Source organism: Clostridium sp. D46t1_190503_E9, assembly GCF_015555225.1.
GTDB lineage: Bacteria > Bacillota > Clostridia > Clostridiales > Clostridiaceae > Clostridium.
Window position 1 is genome coordinate 29,212 of the sequence record NZ_JADNKB010000014.1, and the last position, 17,701, is coordinate 46,912.

Sequence of the window (17,701 nt, forward strand, 5' to 3'; positions counted from 1 at the left end):
TTAAAGGAGGATTTTACAATGGCAAAGCAAAAATTCGAAAGAAGTAAACCACACGTAAACATTGGAACAATCGGTCACGTTGACCACGGTAAGACAACTTTAACAGCTGCAATCACAACAGTATTAGCAAACAGAGGATTAGCAGAATCATTTAAATATGATGAAATTGATAAGGCTCCAGAAGAAAAAGAAAGAGGAATCACTATCAATACAGCACACGTTGAGTACCAAACAGAAAACAGACACTATGCTCACGTTGACTGTCCAGGACATGCTGACTATGTTAAGAACATGATCACAGGAGCTGCTCAAATGGACGGAGCTATCTTAGTTTGTTCAGCAGCAGACGGTCCAATGCCTCAAACAAGAGAACACATACTACTAGCATCAAGAGTTGGTGTTGACTACATAGTTGTTTTCTTAAATAAGGCAGATATGGTAGACGACGAAGAATTATTAGAATTAGTTGAAATGGAAGTTAGAGAATTATTATCAGAATACAACTTCCCAGGAGATGATATTCCAGTAATAAAGGGTTCAGCTTTACAAGCATTAGAAAACCCAACAGATGAAAAAGCAATCGCTCCAATTCTTGAGTTAATGGAAGCTGTAGATAGCTACATCCCAACTCCAGAAAGAGCAACAGATAAGCCATTCTTAATGCCAGTAGAAGATGTATTTACAATCACTGGTAGAGGAACAGTTGCTACAGGAAGAGTTGAAAGAGGAGTTCTTCACGTAGGAGACGAAGTAGAAATCGTTGGATTATCAGAAGAAAGCAGAAAAGTAGTAGTAACAGGAATAGAAATGTTCAGAAAGTTACTAGACGAAGCGCAAGCTGGAGACAACGTTGGAGTTCTTTTAAGAGGAGTTCAAAGAACTGACATCGAAAGAGGTCAAGTTTTAGCAAAAGTTGGATCAGTTAAGCCACACAAGAAATTCGTAGGTCAAGTATACGTACTTAAAAAAGAAGAAGGTGGAAGACACACTCCATTCTTTGATGGATACAGACCACAATTCTACTTCAGAACAACAGACGTTACTGGTTCAATCAAGTTACCAGAAGGAATGGAAATGGTTATGCCAGGAGACCACATTGACATGAACGTTGAATTAATCACTCAAGTAGCAATGGATGAAGGATTAAGATTCGCTATCAGAGAAGGTGGAAGAACTGTAGGTTCAGGAGTTGTTACTAGCATAATCGAGTAATATGAGTTCTTAATATATATGTAGGGACTGGGTTTCATTACCTAGTCCTTTACAAAGGCATATATATTGACATAATACGTGTTTTATGATAATGTGTTTAGGTAATTAACGAAATTAATTTAACATAAAGTAGTAAGGTTTTATATTATTTACGGTAAACTGGAGGTGCAGACTGTGAGAGTAAAGATAACTTTAGCATGCACAGAGTGTAAGCAAAGAAATTATAATTCAATGAAAAATAAGAAAAATAACCCAGACAGATTAGAAATGCATAAATACTGCAAGTTCTGTAAAAAACATACACTTCATAAAGAAACTAAATAATTAGCTAATATAGTAGTGACACATACTCACAAAGATTAAGGATGTGAAGTAATGGCTGTTAAGGAAAATGTAAATTTAACTAAGAACTCACCTAATAAAGGTGGCATATTTAAGTTTTTTAGAGAGGTTAAGGCAGAAGTTAAAAGAATAACTTGGCCTTCTAAAAATGACACTAAAAAGGCGTTAATTGCAGTTGGCGTAGTTGTGCTAATATATATAGTATTAGTGGGCGGGTTAGATTATATTTTTCAAAACCTCTTTGAATTCATTTTTAAACTAAAATAAGGAGGTTTAGGTGTTAATCACCTATAAGAAAATATGAGCGAAAGAGCAAGATGGTATGTTGTACACACATACTCAGGCTACGAAAACAAGGTTAAAGCGAATCTTGAAAAAACCATTGAAAATAGAAATCTTCAAAGCTTACTTCAAGACATTCAAGTGCCTATGGAAGAGGTTGTAGAAGAAAAAGATGGGAAACAAAAGATTTCTCTTAAAAAGAAGTTTCCTGGATATGTGTTAGTAAAGATGCTAATGACAGATGAGTCATGGTATGTGGTTAGAAATACTAGGGGTGTAACAGGATTTGTTGGCCCAGCTTCTAAACCAGTTCCCCTTACAGATGAAGAAATTGAGTCTATGGGAGTTCAAGAAACACCTGTAGAAATAGATTTAGAAGTAGGGGAAAGCGTAAGAGTTATCTCTGGTCCTTTAAGGGAATTTGTAGCTATAATACAAGAGATAAATCTAGAAAAGCGCAAAATAAAAGCATTAATTGATATGTTCGGTAGAGAAACTCTAGCTGAACTAGAATTTACACAAGTTGAAAAATTAGTTTAATATAAGCTAATGTTTTAATAAAGTGGGAGGACTAAGGTCCGTATTACCACAGTATAGGAGGAATAATACATGGCTAAGAAAGTAACAGGAATGATCAAACTTCAACTTCCTGCAGGTAAGGCGACACCAGCACCACCAGTAGGACCAGCATTAGGTCAACATGGTGTTAATATTATGGGATTCTGTAAGGAGTTCAATGCAAAGACTGCTAACCAAGCTGGATTAATAATTCCAGTTGTTATAACAGTTTACCAAGATAGATCTTTTAGTTTTATACTAAAAACTCCACCAGCAGCAGTTCTTATAAAGAAGGAATTAGGAATCGAAAGTGGTTCAGGAGTTCCAAACAGAACTAAAGTTGGTAAGTTAACTAAGGATCAAGTAAGAAAAATTGCTGAATTAAAGATGCCTGACTTAAATGCAGCTACAATCGAAACTGCTATGAGCATGATCGAAGGTACTGCAAGAAGTATGGGAGTAACTATTGAAGAGTAATTCGTAAAAAAGTGGGAGGTAAAAACCGCTAACACCACAAAGGAGGCATATTATGGGAAAGAATTATATTGAAAGCGCAAAATTAATAGATAAGAGTGCATTATACACTCCATCTGAAGCTTTAGATTTAGCAGTAAAGACTGCAAAAGCAAAGTTTGATGAAACAATAGAACTACATGTTAGATTAGGGGTTGACCCAAGACATGCAGATCAACAAGTTAGAGGAGCTGTTGTTCTTCCAAATGGAACAGGTAGAACTGTAAGAGTTTTAGTGTTTGCAAAGGGAGAAAAAGCTAAAGAAGCTCAAGAAGCTGGAGCAGATTTCGTAGGAGCTGAAGAATTAGTTCAAAAGATCCAAAGCGAAAACTGGTTTGACTATGATGTAGTAGTTGCTACACCAGATATGATGGGTGTTGTAGGTAGAATCGGTAGAGTTTTAGGACCTAAAGGATTAATGCCAAACCCAAAATCAGGAACAGTTACATTTGATGTTACTAAGGCAATAGCTGAAATAAAAGCTGGTAAAGTTGAATATAGAGTTGATAAAACTGCTATAGTTCACTGCCCAATTGGAAAGAAATCATTTGGAGTTGAGAAGTTACAACAAAACTTCCATGCTTTAATGGATGCTTTAATCAAGGCTAAACCAGCAGCTGCTAAGGGACAATACGTTAAGTCAGTATCTGTTTCAAGCACTATGGGTCCTGGAGCAAAGGTTAACCCAACAAAAGTTTTAGATTAGTATTGACAAACAGAAAGTTATGTTGTAAAATATAATCTGTTGTTAAAGAGAATACTGATTCCAAAGACAGTAGGTGCCGAAAGGTTTAAATAATTGCCTACCGAGGAATACCAAGGTAAGTAATTATTTGGTCTTCCTATGTCTATGGGAAGGCCTTTCTTAATATAAATTTGCAGTTAAAAAACTGTGAGGAGGTGGACACACAGTAATGAACAAGAATAGACAAATTAAAGAAGCTAAAGTTGCTGAGATTAAGGAAAAATTAGAAAAAGCTCAAGCGATCGTTTTAGCAGACTATCAAGGTTTAACAGTTGAAGAAGATACAGCTTTAAGAAAAAATTTAAGAGAAGCAGGTGTTGAGTATAAGGTTTATAAGAATAACCTTGTAACATTAGCTGCTAAGGAATTAGGAATTGAAGGTCTTGATTCATACTTAGAAGGACCGGTTTCTATAGCATTCGGATATGAAGATGCTACTGCTCCAGCAAGAGTATTACATACATTTGCTAAGGATCACAAGAAATTAGAATTAAAAGCAGGTATGGTAGAAGGAACTTTATATAATAAAGCAGAAGTTGAACAACTTGCTACAATACCATCAAAAGAAGTTCTTATCGCAAAACTTCTTGGAAGCTTCAAAGCTCCATTATCAAACGTTGCATACTTATTAAATGCAATTAAAGAAAAAAAAGAATCAGAATCAGCTGAATAATAACTGATAAAAATTTGGAGGTGCAATTAAAATGACAAGAGAAGATATAATTCAAGCTATAAAAGAAATGACTGTTTTAGAATTAAACGAGCTAGTTAAAGCTTGTGAAGAAGAATTTGGTGTAAGTGCTGCTGCTCCAGTAGCAGTTGCAGGAGCTGTTGCAGGTGGTGCTGCAGCTGCAGAAGAAAAGACTGAATTTGACGTAGTTTTAGCTAACGCTGGATCACAAAAGATCAAAGTTATCAAAGTTGTTAGAGAATTAACTGGATTAGGATTAAAAGAAGCTAAGGAAATAGTTGATGGAGCTCCTAAGACATTAAAAGAAGGCGTATCAAAAGAAGAAGCTGAAGACATGAAAGCTAAATTAGCTGAAGTTGGAGCTGAAGTAGAAGTTAAGTAATTAACTTTTAAATTGAAAAAGGTGCTGTTAAAGGCACCTTTTTAATTGTCTAAATGAAACTATATAAAATATCAGATTCCTGGGATACTTTATATAGTTTTATATAAAATCTACTTGAAATGTAGGAAATTATAGATTAACATAAGTTATACAATAAAATAATTGACATTAAAAGAATAGTATGATAGTATCATTTAATGTACTATTCAATATGGGTAGGTATATATTCATATGAAAAAAATGTATAATCGAACAAAAGATGGTTATACTAATAAGTGATGCTATCCGAAAGCATAAGTCCTTAGGGAAAGTGTGCTTTTGGTTATTTTAGTTTTATACAAGGGGTGAAAATTCATGGTACATCCTGTCCAAGTCGGAAAAAGAACTAGAATGAGTTTTGGTAAAGTTAAAGATGTAACTGAAATGCCAAATCTTATTGAGGTACAATTAGATTCATATCAATGGTTTTTAAAGGAAGGTCTTCATGAAGTTTTTGAAGACATTAATCCTATTACAAACTTTACGGGAAATCTTGTTCTTGAGTTTGTAGATTATAAGCTTGATATGGATAATATTAAGTATTCAGTGGAGAAGTGTAAAGAGAGAGATGCTACTTATGCTGCACCACTAAAGGTTTCTGTAAGATTACAAAACAATGAAACTGGAGAAATTAAAGAACAAGAAGTGTTTATGGGTGACTTCCCATTAATGACAGAGCAAGGAACTTTCATCATAAATGGTGCTGAAAGAGTTATTGTAAGCCAATTAGTAAGGTCACCAGGTGTTTATTACAGTTTTAATGTTGATAAAACTGGTGAAAAATTATATTCATCAACAGTTATTCCAAATAGAGGAGCATGGTTAGAATACGAAACGGATTCTAACGATATTATTTATGTAAGAATAGATAAAACAAGAAAACTTCCTATATCTATTTTAGCAAGAGCTATGGGATTCGGAAGCGATCAAGAGCTTTTAGACTATTTTGGAGAAGATGAAAGATTTAAAGCTACAATAGAAAAAGACAATACTAAGACTAAAGAAGAAGCTTTATTAGAGATATATAAAAGATTAAGACCAGGTGAACCACCTACGGTTGATAGCGCTATATCTCTTATAGATTCATTATTCTTTGATCCAAAGAGATATGACTTATCAAGAGTTGGTAGATATAAGTTTAATAAGAAGTTAGCTTTAAACTTAAGATTAGTTAACCAAGTTGCAGCTACAGACATAGTTAATCCTCAAACAGGAGAAATTATGGTAGAGCAAGGTAAAAAGATTAGTAGATCTCTTGCTGAGGAAATTCAAAACGTTGGTATAAACTCAGTTGATATATTAGTTGAGGATAGAGTGGTTAGAGTAATTGGTAACCATTTTGTTGATATTAAGAATTTTGTATCATTTAATATAGAAGATTTAAATATCAGAGAACTTGTTCACTATCCAACATTAAAAGAGATACTAGATAACTATGATGATGAAGACACTATAAAAGAAGAAATAAAGAAAAACTTAAATAGACTTATTCCTAAACATATAATAAGAGATGATATATTTGCAACTATAAGTTACGAATTGGGATTACCATATTCAGTAGGTTATGTTGATGATATAGATCACTTAGGAAATAGAAGATTAAGATCAGTAGGTGAATTACTACAAAATCAATTCAGAATTGGTTTATCAAGAATGGAAAGAGTAGTTAAAGAAAGAATGACTATTCAAGATCAAGAAGCTATAACACCTCAAATGTTAATTAACATAAGACCTGTTGCAGCTGCTATTAAAGAATTCTTTGGTAGTTCACAATTATCACAATTCATGGATCAGGTAAATCCATTATCAGAATTAACTCATAAGAGAAGATTGTCAGCTTTAGGACCAGGAGGTCTTTCAAGAGAAAGAGCTGGTTTCGAAGTTAGAGACGTTCACCATTCTCATTATGGTAGAATGTGTCCTATAGAAACTCCAGAAGGACCCAATATAGGTCTTATTAACTCATTAGCTACATATGCTAAAGTTAATGAATATGGATTCATAGAAACTCCTTATAGAGTTATTGATAAAGAAAAAGGTATAATTACAGACGAAATAAGATACTTTACAGCTGATGAGGAAGATTTATATCTTGTAGCACAAGCTAAAGAGCCTATTGGAGAAGATAGAAAGTTTATTGATAGCAGAGTTACTGTTAGAAGTAAGCATGATATATTAGTAGTTAATGCTGATGAGGTTGATTTAATAGATGTATCACCAAGACAAATAGTATCAGTAGCTACAGCTATGATACCATTCCTTGAAAATGACGATGCTTCAAGAGCTCTTATGGGATCAAACATGCAACGTCAAGCGGTTCCATTATTAAAACCTCAAGCGCCAGTAGTTGGTACTGGAATAGAATTTAAAGCAGCAGTAGACTCTGGAGTTCTTCCAAAGGCTAGAAATGCGGGTAAGGTAGTTTACGTAAGTTCTAATGAAATCAGAATTAAGAGAGATGTAGACGGCGGAATAGATACTTATAATCTTCTTAAGTTCAAGAGAAGTAACCAAGGTACATGTATAAACCAAAGACCTTTAGTAGATAAGGGTGAAATAGTGTTTAAGAACCAAGTGTTAGCTGATGGTCCATCAACTGATTTAGGGGAAATAGCATTAGGTAAAAACATTAGAATGGGCTTCATAACTTGGGAAGGATATAACTACGAAGATGCTATGCTTATTTCTGAAGAACTAGTTAGAGAAGATGTATTTACTTCAATTCATATAGAAGAATATGAGTGTGAAGCTAGAGATACAAAGCTAGGACCTGAAGAAATAACTAGAGATATTCCAAACGTAAGCGAAGATGCATTAAAGGATATAGATGACAGAGGAATAATAAGAATCGGAGCTGAAGTTAGATCAGGTGATATCCTTGTAGGTAAAGTTACACCTAAGGGAGAAACTGAATTAACAGCGGAAGAAAGATTATTAAGAGCTATATTTGGAGAGAAAGCTAGAGAAGTAAGAGATACTTCATTAAGAGTACCACATGGGGAAGCTGGAATAATAGTAGATGTGAAAGTATTTACTAGAGAAAACGGTGATGAATTAAACCCAGGTGTAAATGAACTAGTTAGATGTTATATAGCTCAAAAGAGAAAAATCTCTGTTGGAGATAAGATGGCAGGACGTCATGGTAATAAAGGGGTTATCTCAAGAGTATTACCAGAAGAAGATATGCCATTCTTACCAGATGGTAGACCATTACAAATTTGCTTAAACCCATTAGGGGTTCCATCACGTATGAACATCGGTCAGGTACTAGAGGTTCACTTGGGATGGGCAGCAAGTCAATTAGGATGGCATATAGCTACTCCTGTATTTGATGGTGCTACTGAAAAAGACATTGAAGAATGCTTAGAGAAAGCAGGATACAATGCGAATGGAAAAACTGTTTTATATGATGGTAGAACAGGAGAAGCTTTTGATAATGAAGTAACTGTTGGAATAATGTATATCTTAAAGCTAGCTCACTTAGTTGACGATAAGATCCATGCAAGATCAACAGGTCCATACTCATTAGTAACTCAACAACCACTTGGTGGTAAAGCACAATTCGGTGGTCAAAGATTTGGAGAAATGGAAGTTTGGGCTTTAGAAGCGTATGGAGCAGCTCATACACTACAAGAAATATTAACTGTTAAATCAGATGATGTTGTAGGTAGAGTTAAAACATATGAAGCTATTGTTAAAGGTGAAAACATACCTGAACCTGGAGTTCCAGAATCATTTAAGGTTCTAATTAAAGAACTTCAAGCTTTATGTTTAGATGTAAAAGTGTTAAATGATGAAAAAGAAGAAGTTAGACTTAAAGAATTTGCAGAAGAAGATATGGAAGATTTAGAAGTTAACATTGAAGGAACAGAAGATGTTGTTTCAGAAGATGTTAATGTAGATGATAGTTATACAATATCAGAGGAAGAAATTGATGAAGATGTTGAGTTTGATAACTTTGCGTTAGATGGATTCCATGAAGAAGACTTAGAACTTGATGATTTTGTAAATGATGAACACTAAATTTGAAGGGAGGATATACCCTTGTTTGAATTGAATAATTTTGATGCTATACAAATAGGTTTAGCTTCACCTAGCCAAATAAGAGAATGGTCAAGAGGAGAAGTTAAAAAACCTGAAACTATAAACTATAGAACTTTAAAACCAGAAAGAGACGGTCTATTCTGTGAAAGAATATTTGGACCTATTAAAGATTGGGAATGTCATTGTGGTAAATACAAGAGAGTTAGATATAAGGGAATAGTTTGTGACAGATGTGGAGTTGAAGTTACAAAAGCTAAAGTAAGAAGAGAAAGAATGGGGCATATTGAACTGGCTGCCCCAGTTTCTCACATTTGGTACTTTAAGGGAATTCCATCAAGAATGGGATTACTTTTAGATATGTCACCAAGAGCTTTAGAAAAAATATTATACTTTGCTTCATATGTAGTAATAGATCCTAAAGAAACACCATTATTAAAGAAACAACTTCTTAACGAAAAAGAATATAGAGAAGCTGTTGACAAATATGGTGAAGAAAGCTTTATAGCTGGAATGGGAGCTGAAGCTGTTCAAGAGCTACTTGGAGAAATTGATTTAGAAGGTCAATCTAAGGAGCTTAAAGAAGAATTAAAAACAAGTACTGGTCAAAAGAAAGTTAGAATCATAAGAAGATTAGAAGTTGTTGAATCTTTTAGAAAATCAGGTAATGATCCAAGATGGATGGTTATTAATGTTATACCTGTAATTCCACCAGATTTAAGACCGATGGTTCAATTGGATGGGGGAAGATTTGCTACTTCAGACTTAAATGATTTATATAGAAGAGTTATAAATAGAAATAACAGATTGAAGAAGCTTTTAGACCTAGGTGCTCCAGACATAATTGTTAGAAATGAAAAGAGAATGCTTCAAGAAGCAGTAGATGCACTTATAGATAATGGTAGAAGAGGAAGACCTGTTACAGGACCTGGAAATAGACCACTTAAATCATTATCAGATATGCTTAAAGGTAAGCAAGGTAGATTTAGACAAAACTTACTTGGTAAGAGAGTTGACTACTCAGGTAGATCAGTTATCGTTGTAGGACCTGAGTTGAAGATGTATCAATGCGGACTTCCAAAAGAAATGGCTTTAGAGTTATTTAAACCATTTGTAATGAAGAAGTTAGTTGAAGATGGAGTAGCACATAATATAAAGAGTGCTAAAAGAATGGTTGAAAGAGTAAATAATCAAGTATGGGACGTACTTGAAGAAGTAATTACTGATCATCCAGTTTTACTAAACCGTGCTCCTACTCTACATAGATTAGGAATTCAAGCATTCCAACCAATATTAGTAGAAGGTAGAGCTATAAAACTACACCCACTTGTATGTACTGCGTATAATGCTGACTTCGATGGAGACCAAATGGCGGTTCACGTTCCATTATCAGTTGAAGCACAAGCAGAAGCAAGATTCTTAATGCTTGCAGCAGGAAATATAATGAAGCCTTCAGATGGTAAACCAGTTTGTGTACCTACACAAGATATGGTATTAGGATCATATTATTTAACTATGGATAAAACTGGAGCTAAGGGTGAAGGTAAAGTTTTTGCTTCAAAGGATGAAGCTATAATGGCTTACGAAGTAGGCGAAATAGCAATTCATGCTGAGATTAATGTAAGAATGTTTAAGGAAATTAATGGAGAAAAGAAATCAGGAATAATAAAAACTACAGTTGGTAAGATAATCTTTAATGAATCAATTCCTCAAGACTTAGGTTTTGTAGATAGAAGTAATAAAGATGAAGAATTCAACTTAGAAGTAGATTTCTTAATAACTAAAAAGTCATTAGGTAAGATAATCGATAAATGCTATGCAGTGCATGGTCCAACAAATACATCAATAATGCTTGATAAAATCAAAGCTTTAGGTTATCACTATTCATCAATTGGAGCTGTAACAGTAGCTGCTTCTGATATGATAGTACCAGAAGCAAAATATACACTACTTAAAGAAGCAGATGAAACTGTTGATAAGATTGAAAAGATGTATAAGAGAGGTTTCATATCAGAAGAAGAAAGATATGAAAGAGTTATTGAAAAATGGACTAAAACAACAGAAGATGTTGCGGATGCACTTATGAATAGTTTGGATAAATTTAATCCAATATTCATGATGGCCGACTCTGGAGCCAGAGGATCTAAGTCTCAGATTAAGCAATTAGCTGGTATGAGAGGACTTATGGCGAGTCCAACAGGTAAGATTATAGAATTACCAATCAGAGCTTCATTTAGAGAAGGTCTTGAAGTGGTAGAGTACTTTATATCTACTCACGGAGCTAGAAAGGGTAATGCCGATACAGCTCTTAAGACAGCTGACTCTGGATACTTAACAAGAAGACTAGTTGACGTATCACAAGATGTTATCGTAAGAGAAATAGATTGTGGAACAACAGAAGGTATCTATGTTTCAGAAATTAAAGAAGGTAATGAAGCGATTGAAGGATTAGCAGAAAGACTTTATGGTAGATATACAGCTGAACCAATAATTCATCCAGAAACTGGTGAAGTTATGGTAGAAGCTGATCAATATATGGAACTTGATGTTGCAGAAAAAGTAGCAGCAGCAGGTGTTAAGAAAGTAAAAATTAGATCTGTATTTACATGTAAGTGTAAAGTTGGTGTATGTTCTAAGTGTTATGGTATGAACATGGCGACAGCGCAAAAGATCAATATAGGTGAAGCTGTTGGTATAATCGCAGCACAATCAATCGGGGAACCAGGAACTCAGCTTACGATGAGAACATTCCATACAGGGGGAGTTGTTGGAGCCGATATTACACAAGGTCTTCCTAGAGTTGAAGAATTATTCGAAGCTAGAAAACCTAAAGGATTAGCTATAGTAAGTGAAATAACTGGTACAGTTAGAGTTGAAGAAACGAAGAAAAAGAGAACTGTATTTGTAATGGCTAACGATGGAGAAGAACGTAGTTATGAAATACCATTTGGTTCAAGACTAAAGGTATCTGATGATGACTCTATTGAAGCTGGGGATGAGATTACTGAAGGTTCAGTAAACCCTCATGATATAGCTGCAATTAAGGGTATAGATGGAGCTAGAAAATATCTATTATCTGAAGTTCAAAAAGTTTATAGACTTCAAGGTGTTGATATCAATGATAAGCACTTAGAAGTAGTTGTTAGACAAATGACTAGAAAAGTTAAAGTACTAGATTCAGGAGATACTGATCTATTACCAGGAACTATGATAGATATGTTCGACTTCGAAGAAGAAAATGCAAGAGTAAGAGAATTTGGTGGAGAAGAAGCTAAAGGCGAGCAAGCATTACTTGGTATAACTAAGGCTGCATTAGCAACAGATAGTTTCCTATCAGCTGCATCATTCCAAGAAACAACAAGAGTTCTTACAGAGGCTGCTATTAAAGGAAAGATAGATCCTCTAGTAGGTCTGAAAGAAAATGTTATTATTGGTAAGTTAATACCAGCAGGTACTGGAATGATGAGATATAGGAATGTAAAGCTAGATGTTGAGGACGTTTTAGTGGAAAATGACACTTTAGAATCAATTGAATAATACATTGCAATTTTATTGACATGTGTATGCTTAAATGATAAAATACGAATTGTGTGATTTTAAAGCTACACTACAATATAATTGTCTACATGAATTCATGGAGGCAAGGTCATGAACTGAGCCTCTATGAACTTTTATATAGGGAGTGATTTCATGATAGATAACATTGTAGGAAATAAATTAATAGGTATAAAACAATGTACTAAGTCTATTAAAAATGGAACTGGAACTGTTTTATATGTAGCTAAAGACGCAGAAATTAATTTGACTAAATCATTAACAGATTTAGCAATTGAAAAAAATGTAAAAATTATTTACATTGACACAATGAAAGAATTAGGAAAAATGTGTAGTATAGATGTTAAAGCATCAGCAGTACTAACTTTAGAATAATTCATTAATAAGCTTTTATCTTAAATATTAGATATATAGATAAAAAAATTTCAGGAGGTGAAAAAATGCCAACTATTAGCCAATTAGTTAGAAAAGGCAGAAAAACTGTTATCAACAAGTCAACAGCACCAGCACTTAACGAGTGTCCACAAAGAAGAGGAGTTTGTACAGTTGTTAAAACAACAACTCCAAAGAAGCCTAACTCAGCTTTAAGAAAAATAGCAAGAGTAAGACTTACAAATGGATTCGAAGTTACTGCATACATTGGTGGTGTAGGACACAACTTACAAGAGCACAGTGTTGTTCTTATAAGAGGTGGTAGAGTTAAGGACCTTCCTGGTGTTAGATACCATATCGTAAGAGGAGCACTTGACTGTGCTGGAGTAGCTAACAGAATGCAAGGAAGATCAAAGTACGGTGCTAAAAAGCCGAAGGCAAAAAAGTAGTTTAAAATAATAAGCTACGCTAGTGCTTGTCTTCAGCATTTACATAGATTTATAAATTAAGTTTATATAGATGAAGAAGTAAAGCACTTTACGGCAATGTTTAATTGCAGAGTACCAATGAACTTAAATTTATTATGTTAAGGAGGGAAGAAAAGTGCCAAGAAAAGGACATATCGCAAAGAGAGATGTATTACCAGATCCAATGTACAACTCAAAAGTTGTTACAAAGTTAATAAACAATGTAATGGAAGATGGTAAAAAAGGAGTAGCACAAAAAATATGCTACGACGCGTTTGAAATAATGGCGCAAAAAACAGGTAAAGATGCTTTAGAAGTATTTGAAGAAGCTATGAATAATGTAATGCCTTTATTAGAGGTTAAAGCTAGAAGAATAGGTGGTGCTAACTACCAAGTTCCTATAGAAGTAAGACCAGAAAGAAGACAGACTCTAGGAATCAGATGGATGCTAGATGCTGCTAGAAAAAGAGGCGAAAAAGTAATGGCTCAAAGATTAGCTGGAGAATTAATGGATGCAGCTAATAATACTGGAGCAGCTGTTAAGAAGAGAGAAGATACTCATAAAATGGCTGAAGCAAACAAAGCATTCGCTCATTACAGATACTAATAAACAAACTGTTTTGGCTTCTGCCAAAGCAGTTTTGTCGAATCTAAAATTACTCGTTGAGAGGAGGACATACAAATGGCTAGAAAATATCCGTTAGACAAATTCCGTAACTTTGGAATAATGGCTCACATAGATGCTGGTAAAACTACAACTACTGAGCGTATATTATTCTATACTGGAAGAAGCCACAAAATTGGAGAAGTTCATGAAGGAGCAGCTACAATGGACTGGATGGTTCAAGAACAAGAAAGAGGTATAACAATTACTTCTGCTGCTACAACATGTTCATGGAAAGGTCATGAATTAAATATTATAGATACTCCAGGTCACGTAGACTTCACAGTTGAAGTTGAAAGATCATTAAGAGTTCTTGATGGAGCTGTTACAGTTCTAGATGCAAAAAGTGGGGTTGAACCTCAAACTGAAACTGTTTGGAGACAGGCGGACAAATACGGTGTACCAAGAATGATATACGTTAATAAGATGGATGCTACAGGTGCAGACTTCTTTAGATGTATAAACACTGTAAGAGATAGATTGAAAGCTAATGCAGTTCCAATACAAATTCCAGTTGGATCAGAAGATCAATTCAAAGGAATGGTAGATTTAATAACTAATAAAGCTATTATGTTCTATGATGATCTAGGAAAAGATGTTAGAGAAGAAGAAATTCCAGCAGATTTAGCTGATCAAGCTGAAGAATACAGAATGGCTATGATTGAAGCTATAGCTGAAACTAACGAAGAATTAATGGAAAAATACCTTGAAGGTGAAGAATTAACTGTAGAAGAGTTAATGACTGGGTTAAGAAAAGCTACTATAGCTAATGAAATAGTTCCATGTATCTGTGGTTCATCTTACAAGAATAAAGGTGTTCAACAAATGATCGATGGAGTTGTTGCATTCCTTCCATCACCTTTAGATATTCCTGCAGTTAAAGGTATATCTTTAGAAGGTGAAGAAGATTCAAGAGAAGCTTCAGATGAAGCTCCAATGTCAGCTTTAGCATTTAAGATAGCTACTGACCCATTCGTTGGAAAGCTTGCATTCACTAGAATTTATTCAGGAGTTATGCAAAGTGGAACTTACGTATTAAACTCAACAAAGGGTAAGAAAGAAAGAATAGGAAGACTTGTTAAGATGCACGCTAATTCAAGAGAAGAAGTTGAAGCATTAGAAGCAGGTGAATTAGGAGCAATTATTGGATTAAAGAATACTACAACAGGAGATACTCTTTGTGTAGAAAGCGATCCAATAATATTAGAAGCTATGGAATTCCCAGAACCAGTTATATCTGTAGCTATAGAGCCAAAGACAAAAGCTGGTCAAGAAAAGATGGGATTAGCATTAGCTAAGCTTGCTGAAGAAGATCCTACTTTCAGAACTCATACTGATCAAGAAACTGGTCAAACAATAATTGCTGGTATGGGTGAACTTCACTTAGAAATCATCGTTGACAGATTAACTAGAGAATTCAAAGTTGAATGTAACGTTGGAGCACCTCAAGTTGCTTACAAAGAAACAATTAGAAAAGCTGTTAAAGCTGAAGCTAAATATGCTAAGCAATCAGGTGGTAAGGGTCAATATGGTCACTGTGTGATTGAAATGGAACCTACTGAAGGTGAATATGTATTTGAAAATGCTATCGTTGGAGGAGCTATTCCAAGAGAATATATTCCAGCTATAGATAACGGTATTCAAGAAGCAGCTAAAAATGGTATTATAGCTGGATACGAAACTATTAACTTCAAAGTTAAGTTAGTTCACGGTTCATACCATGAAGTTGACTCATCTGAAATGGCGTTTAAGATTGCTGGTTCTATGGCATTTAAGAATGCTATGACAAAAGCAGACCCAGTATTACTTGAGCCAATGGAAAAGGTTGAAGTTACAGTACCAGAAGAATACATGGGAGATGTAATGGGAGATCTTAACTCAAGAAGAGGAAGAATAGAAGGTATGGAAGCTATAAACGGAGCTCAAATTATCAGAGCTATGGTTCCACTTTCAGAAATGTTTGGATATGCAACTACTTTAAGATCAAGAACTCAAGGTAGAGGTACTTATTCAATGGTATTCGATCACTTCGAAGAAGTTCCTAAGAGTGTTCAAGAAAAAATTAAGAGTGAAAGAAACTAATTCACTTTAGTTATAAATATAAAGAATGTTGCTCATAATTAAACTATGAGCAACATTACAAAATATAAATTTAAGTATTATTAAATAATATAAGGAAAATTTATATAAGTATAGAAAAATCGAACTAAATTAGATATAATAACTAAGAAGGTTCATATAATTAATTTCCATAAAGGAGGATTTTACAATGGCAAAGCAAAAATTCGAAAGAAGTAAACCACACGTAAACATTGGAACAATCGGTCACGTTGACCACGGTAAGACAACTTTAACAGCTGCAATCACAACAGTATTAGCAAACAGAGGATTAGCAGAATCATTCAAATATGATGAAATTGATAAGGCTCCAGAAGAAAAAGAAAGAGGAATCACTATCAATACAGCACACGTTGAGTACCAAACAGAAAACAGACACTATGCTCACGTTGACTGTCCAGGACATGCTGACTATGTTAAGAACATGATCACAGGAGCTGCTCAAATGGACGGAGCTATCTTAGTTTGTTCAGCAGCAGACGGTCCAATGCCTCAAACAAGAGAACACATACTACTAGCATCAAGAGTTGGTGTTGACTACATAGTTGTTTTCTTAAATAAGGCAGATATGGTAGACGACGAAGAATTATTAAAATTAGTTGAAATGGAAATTAGAGAATTAATATCAGAATACAACTTCCCAGGAGATGATATTCCAGTAATAAAGGGTTCAGCTTTACAAGCATTAGAAAACCCAACAGATGAAAAAGCAATCGCTCCAATTCTTGAGTTAATGGAAGCTGTAGATAGCTACATCCCAACTCCAGAAAGAGCAACAGATAAGCCATTCTTAATGCCAGTAGAAGATGTATTTACAATCACTGGTAGAGGAACAGTTGCTACAGGAAGAGTTGAAAGAGGAGTTCTTCACGTAGGAGACGAAGTAGAAATCGTTGGATTATCAGAAGAAAGCAGAAAAGTAGTAGTAACAGGAATAGAAATGTTCAGAAAGTTACTAGACGAAGCGCAAGCTGGAGACAACGTTGGAGTTCTTTTAAGAGGAGTTCAAAGAACTGACATCGAAAGAGGTCAAGTTTTAGCAAAAGTTGGATCAGTTAAGCCACACAAGAAATTCGTAGGTCAAGTATACGTACTTAAAAAAGAAGAAGGTGGAAGACACACTCCATTCTTTGATGGATACAGACCACAATTCTACTTCAGAACAACAGACGTTACTGGTTCAATCAAGTTACCAGAAGGAATGGAAATGGTTATGCCAGGAGACCACATTGACATGAACGTTGAATTAATCACTCAAGTAGCAATGGATGAAGGATTAAGATTCGCTATCAGAGAAGGTGGAAGAACTGTAGGTTCAGGAGTTGTTACTAGCATAATCGAGTAATAATTTCTATAAGATAATATAAATTAAAATAAAACTGTGATCACATTCAGAGAGCAAGGGGACGCCCTTGCTCTCTTTTTATTAAGTAAAGAAAAATATAATAAAAAAATACGCAATATGAAGTAATAAATGAAGTATCTAGTTATAGTTGATATCTTTAATATTTAATAAATTAATATTTAATAAATTAATATAACGAAAACTAATATAGTAACAATTAGCAAGGAATATACTTAAATTTCCTTGTAAATGATTAATATATTGTAATTAGTTAAGAATTATAATAAGGAAAAATGTTCGCCAAAAATTACAAGAAAAAATGTGTTGATAAAATGTAAAAACAAATATAAAATATATTTACGAAAGAGATCATAT

The 17,701-nt window shown here is 34.3% G+C and carries 15 protein-coding genes and 1 other annotated feature; all 15 genes read left to right on the top strand.

The annotated features are described in order from the left end of the window. The first annotated feature begins 18 nt into the window (after positions 1-18). Positions 19-1,212, top strand: a complete 1,194-nt coding sequence (gene tuf / locus I2E83_RS14965) for an elongation factor Tu (protein WP_195264663.1) — start codon at positions 19-21, stop codon at positions 1,210-1,212. Positions 1,213-1,386: 174 nt separating this feature from the next. After that, on the top strand, positions 1,387-1,536 hold the full coding sequence (rpmG, locus tag I2E83_RS14970; protein WP_008681213.1) for a 50S ribosomal protein L33: 150 nt from the start codon (positions 1,387-1,389) through the stop codon (positions 1,534-1,536). Between the two features lie 51 nt (positions 1,537-1,587). Then, entirely contained in the window at positions 1,588-1,821 is a 234-nt protein-coding gene (gene secE / locus I2E83_RS14975) for a preprotein translocase subunit SecE (RefSeq protein WP_195264665.1), read from the top strand. Between the two features lie 33 nt (positions 1,822-1,854). Further along, positions 1,855-2,376, top strand: coding sequence for a transcription termination/antitermination protein NusG (gene nusG / locus I2E83_RS14980; RefSeq protein WP_195264667.1), 522 nt, complete (start codon positions 1,855-1,857; stop codon positions 2,374-2,376). Between the two features lie 69 nt (positions 2,377-2,445). Next, on the top strand, positions 2,446-2,871 hold the full coding sequence (gene rplK, locus I2E83_RS14985) for a 50S ribosomal protein L11 (RefSeq protein WP_008681208.1): 426 nt from the start codon (positions 2,446-2,448) through the stop codon (positions 2,869-2,871). 52 nt (positions 2,872-2,923) lie between these two features. Beyond that, positions 2,924-3,613 (top strand): 50S ribosomal protein L1, encoded by a 690-nt coding sequence (gene rplA / locus I2E83_RS14990; protein WP_195430739.1) that lies wholly within the window; start codon positions 2,924-2,926, stop codon positions 3,611-3,613. Between the two features lie 42 nt (positions 3,614-3,655). Further along, positions 3,656-3,783: a sequence feature (ribosomal protein L10 leader region), on the top strand. Between the two features lie 38 nt (positions 3,784-3,821). Next, entirely contained in the window at positions 3,822-4,325 is a 504-nt protein-coding gene (gene rplJ, locus I2E83_RS14995) for a 50S ribosomal protein L10 (RefSeq protein WP_195264669.1), read from the top strand. Positions 4,326-4,356: 31 nt separating this feature from the next. Next, positions 4,357-4,725, top strand: a complete 369-nt coding sequence (gene rplL, locus I2E83_RS15000; protein WP_195264671.1) for a 50S ribosomal protein L7/L12 — start codon at positions 4,357-4,359, stop codon at positions 4,723-4,725. A 354-nt stretch (positions 4,726-5,079) separates the two neighbouring features. After that, a complete protein-coding gene (gene rpoB / locus I2E83_RS15005) occupies positions 5,080-8,787 on the top strand; it encodes a DNA-directed RNA polymerase subunit beta (protein WP_195264673.1) in 3,708 nt (1,235 codons plus the stop codon). A gap of 21 nt (positions 8,788-8,808) precedes the next feature. Next, the gene (gene rpoC, locus I2E83_RS15010) at positions 8,809-12,342 is read left to right on the top strand and encodes a DNA-directed RNA polymerase subunit beta' (protein ID WP_195264675.1); all 3,534 of its coding nucleotides are present in this window, start codon (positions 8,809-8,811) and stop codon (positions 12,340-12,342) included. Between the two features lie 153 nt (positions 12,343-12,495). Beyond that, a complete protein-coding gene (locus I2E83_RS15015) occupies positions 12,496-12,735 on the top strand; it encodes a ribosomal L7Ae/L30e/S12e/Gadd45 family protein (protein WP_195264676.1) in 240 nt (79 codons plus the stop codon). A gap of 65 nt (positions 12,736-12,800) precedes the next feature. Then, entirely contained in the window at positions 12,801-13,181 is a 381-nt protein-coding gene (rpsL, locus tag I2E83_RS15020; RefSeq protein WP_008681201.1) for a 30S ribosomal protein S12, read from the top strand. A gap of 154 nt (positions 13,182-13,335) precedes the next feature. Beyond that, entirely contained in the window at positions 13,336-13,806 is a 471-nt protein-coding gene (gene rpsG, locus I2E83_RS15025) for a 30S ribosomal protein S7 (protein ID WP_111928710.1), read from the top strand. Positions 13,807-13,881: 75 nt separating this feature from the next. After that, positions 13,882-15,945, top strand: coding sequence for an elongation factor G (gene fusA, locus I2E83_RS15030; RefSeq protein WP_195264678.1), 2,064 nt, complete (start codon positions 13,882-13,884; stop codon positions 15,943-15,945). Positions 15,946-16,132: 187 nt separating this feature from the next. Then, positions 16,133-17,326: an elongation factor Tu gene (gene tuf, locus I2E83_RS15035; protein WP_195430743.1), complete on the top strand. Its 1,194-nt coding sequence runs from the start codon at positions 16,133-16,135 to the stop codon at positions 17,324-17,326. Positions 17,327-17,701: the final 375 nt, after the last annotated feature.

Excerpts from the sequence above, each read along its gene's own strand:
- nusG (WP_195264667.1), top strand. The coding sequence starts at position 1,855 with ATGAGCGAAAGAGCAAGATGGTATGTTGTACACACATACTCAGGCTAC.
- I2E83_RS15015 (WP_195264676.1), top strand. The coding sequence starts at position 12,496 with ATGATAGATAACATTGTAGGAAATAAATTAATAGGTATAAAACAATGT.
- rplK (WP_008681208.1), top strand. The coding sequence starts at position 2,446 with ATGGCTAAGAAAGTAACAGGAATGATCAAACTTCAACTTCCTGCAGGT.
- rplA (WP_195430739.1), top strand. The coding sequence starts at position 2,924 with ATGGGAAAGAATTATATTGAAAGCGCAAAATTAATAGATAAGAGTGCA.
- rpoB (WP_195264673.1), top strand. The coding sequence starts at position 5,080 with ATGGTACATCCTGTCCAAGTCGGAAAAAGAACTAGAATGAGTTTTGGT.
- tuf (WP_195430743.1), top strand. The coding sequence starts at position 16,133 with ATGGCAAAGCAAAAATTCGAAAGAAGTAAACCACACGTAAACATTGGA.
- rplL (WP_195264671.1), top strand. The coding sequence starts at position 4,357 with ATGACAAGAGAAGATATAATTCAAGCTATAAAAGAAATGACTGTTTTA.
- rpsL (WP_008681201.1), top strand. The coding sequence starts at position 12,801 with ATGCCAACTATTAGCCAATTAGTTAGAAAAGGCAGAAAAACTGTTATC.
- rplJ (WP_195264669.1), top strand. The coding sequence starts at position 3,822 with ATGAACAAGAATAGACAAATTAAAGAAGCTAAAGTTGCTGAGATTAAG.
- fusA (WP_195264678.1), top strand. The coding sequence starts at position 13,882 with ATGGCTAGAAAATATCCGTTAGACAAATTCCGTAACTTTGGAATAATG.
- tuf (WP_195264663.1), top strand. The coding sequence starts at position 19 with ATGGCAAAGCAAAAATTCGAAAGAAGTAAACCACACGTAAACATTGGA.
- secE (WP_195264665.1), top strand. The coding sequence starts at position 1,588 with ATGGCTGTTAAGGAAAATGTAAATTTAACTAAGAACTCACCTAATAAA.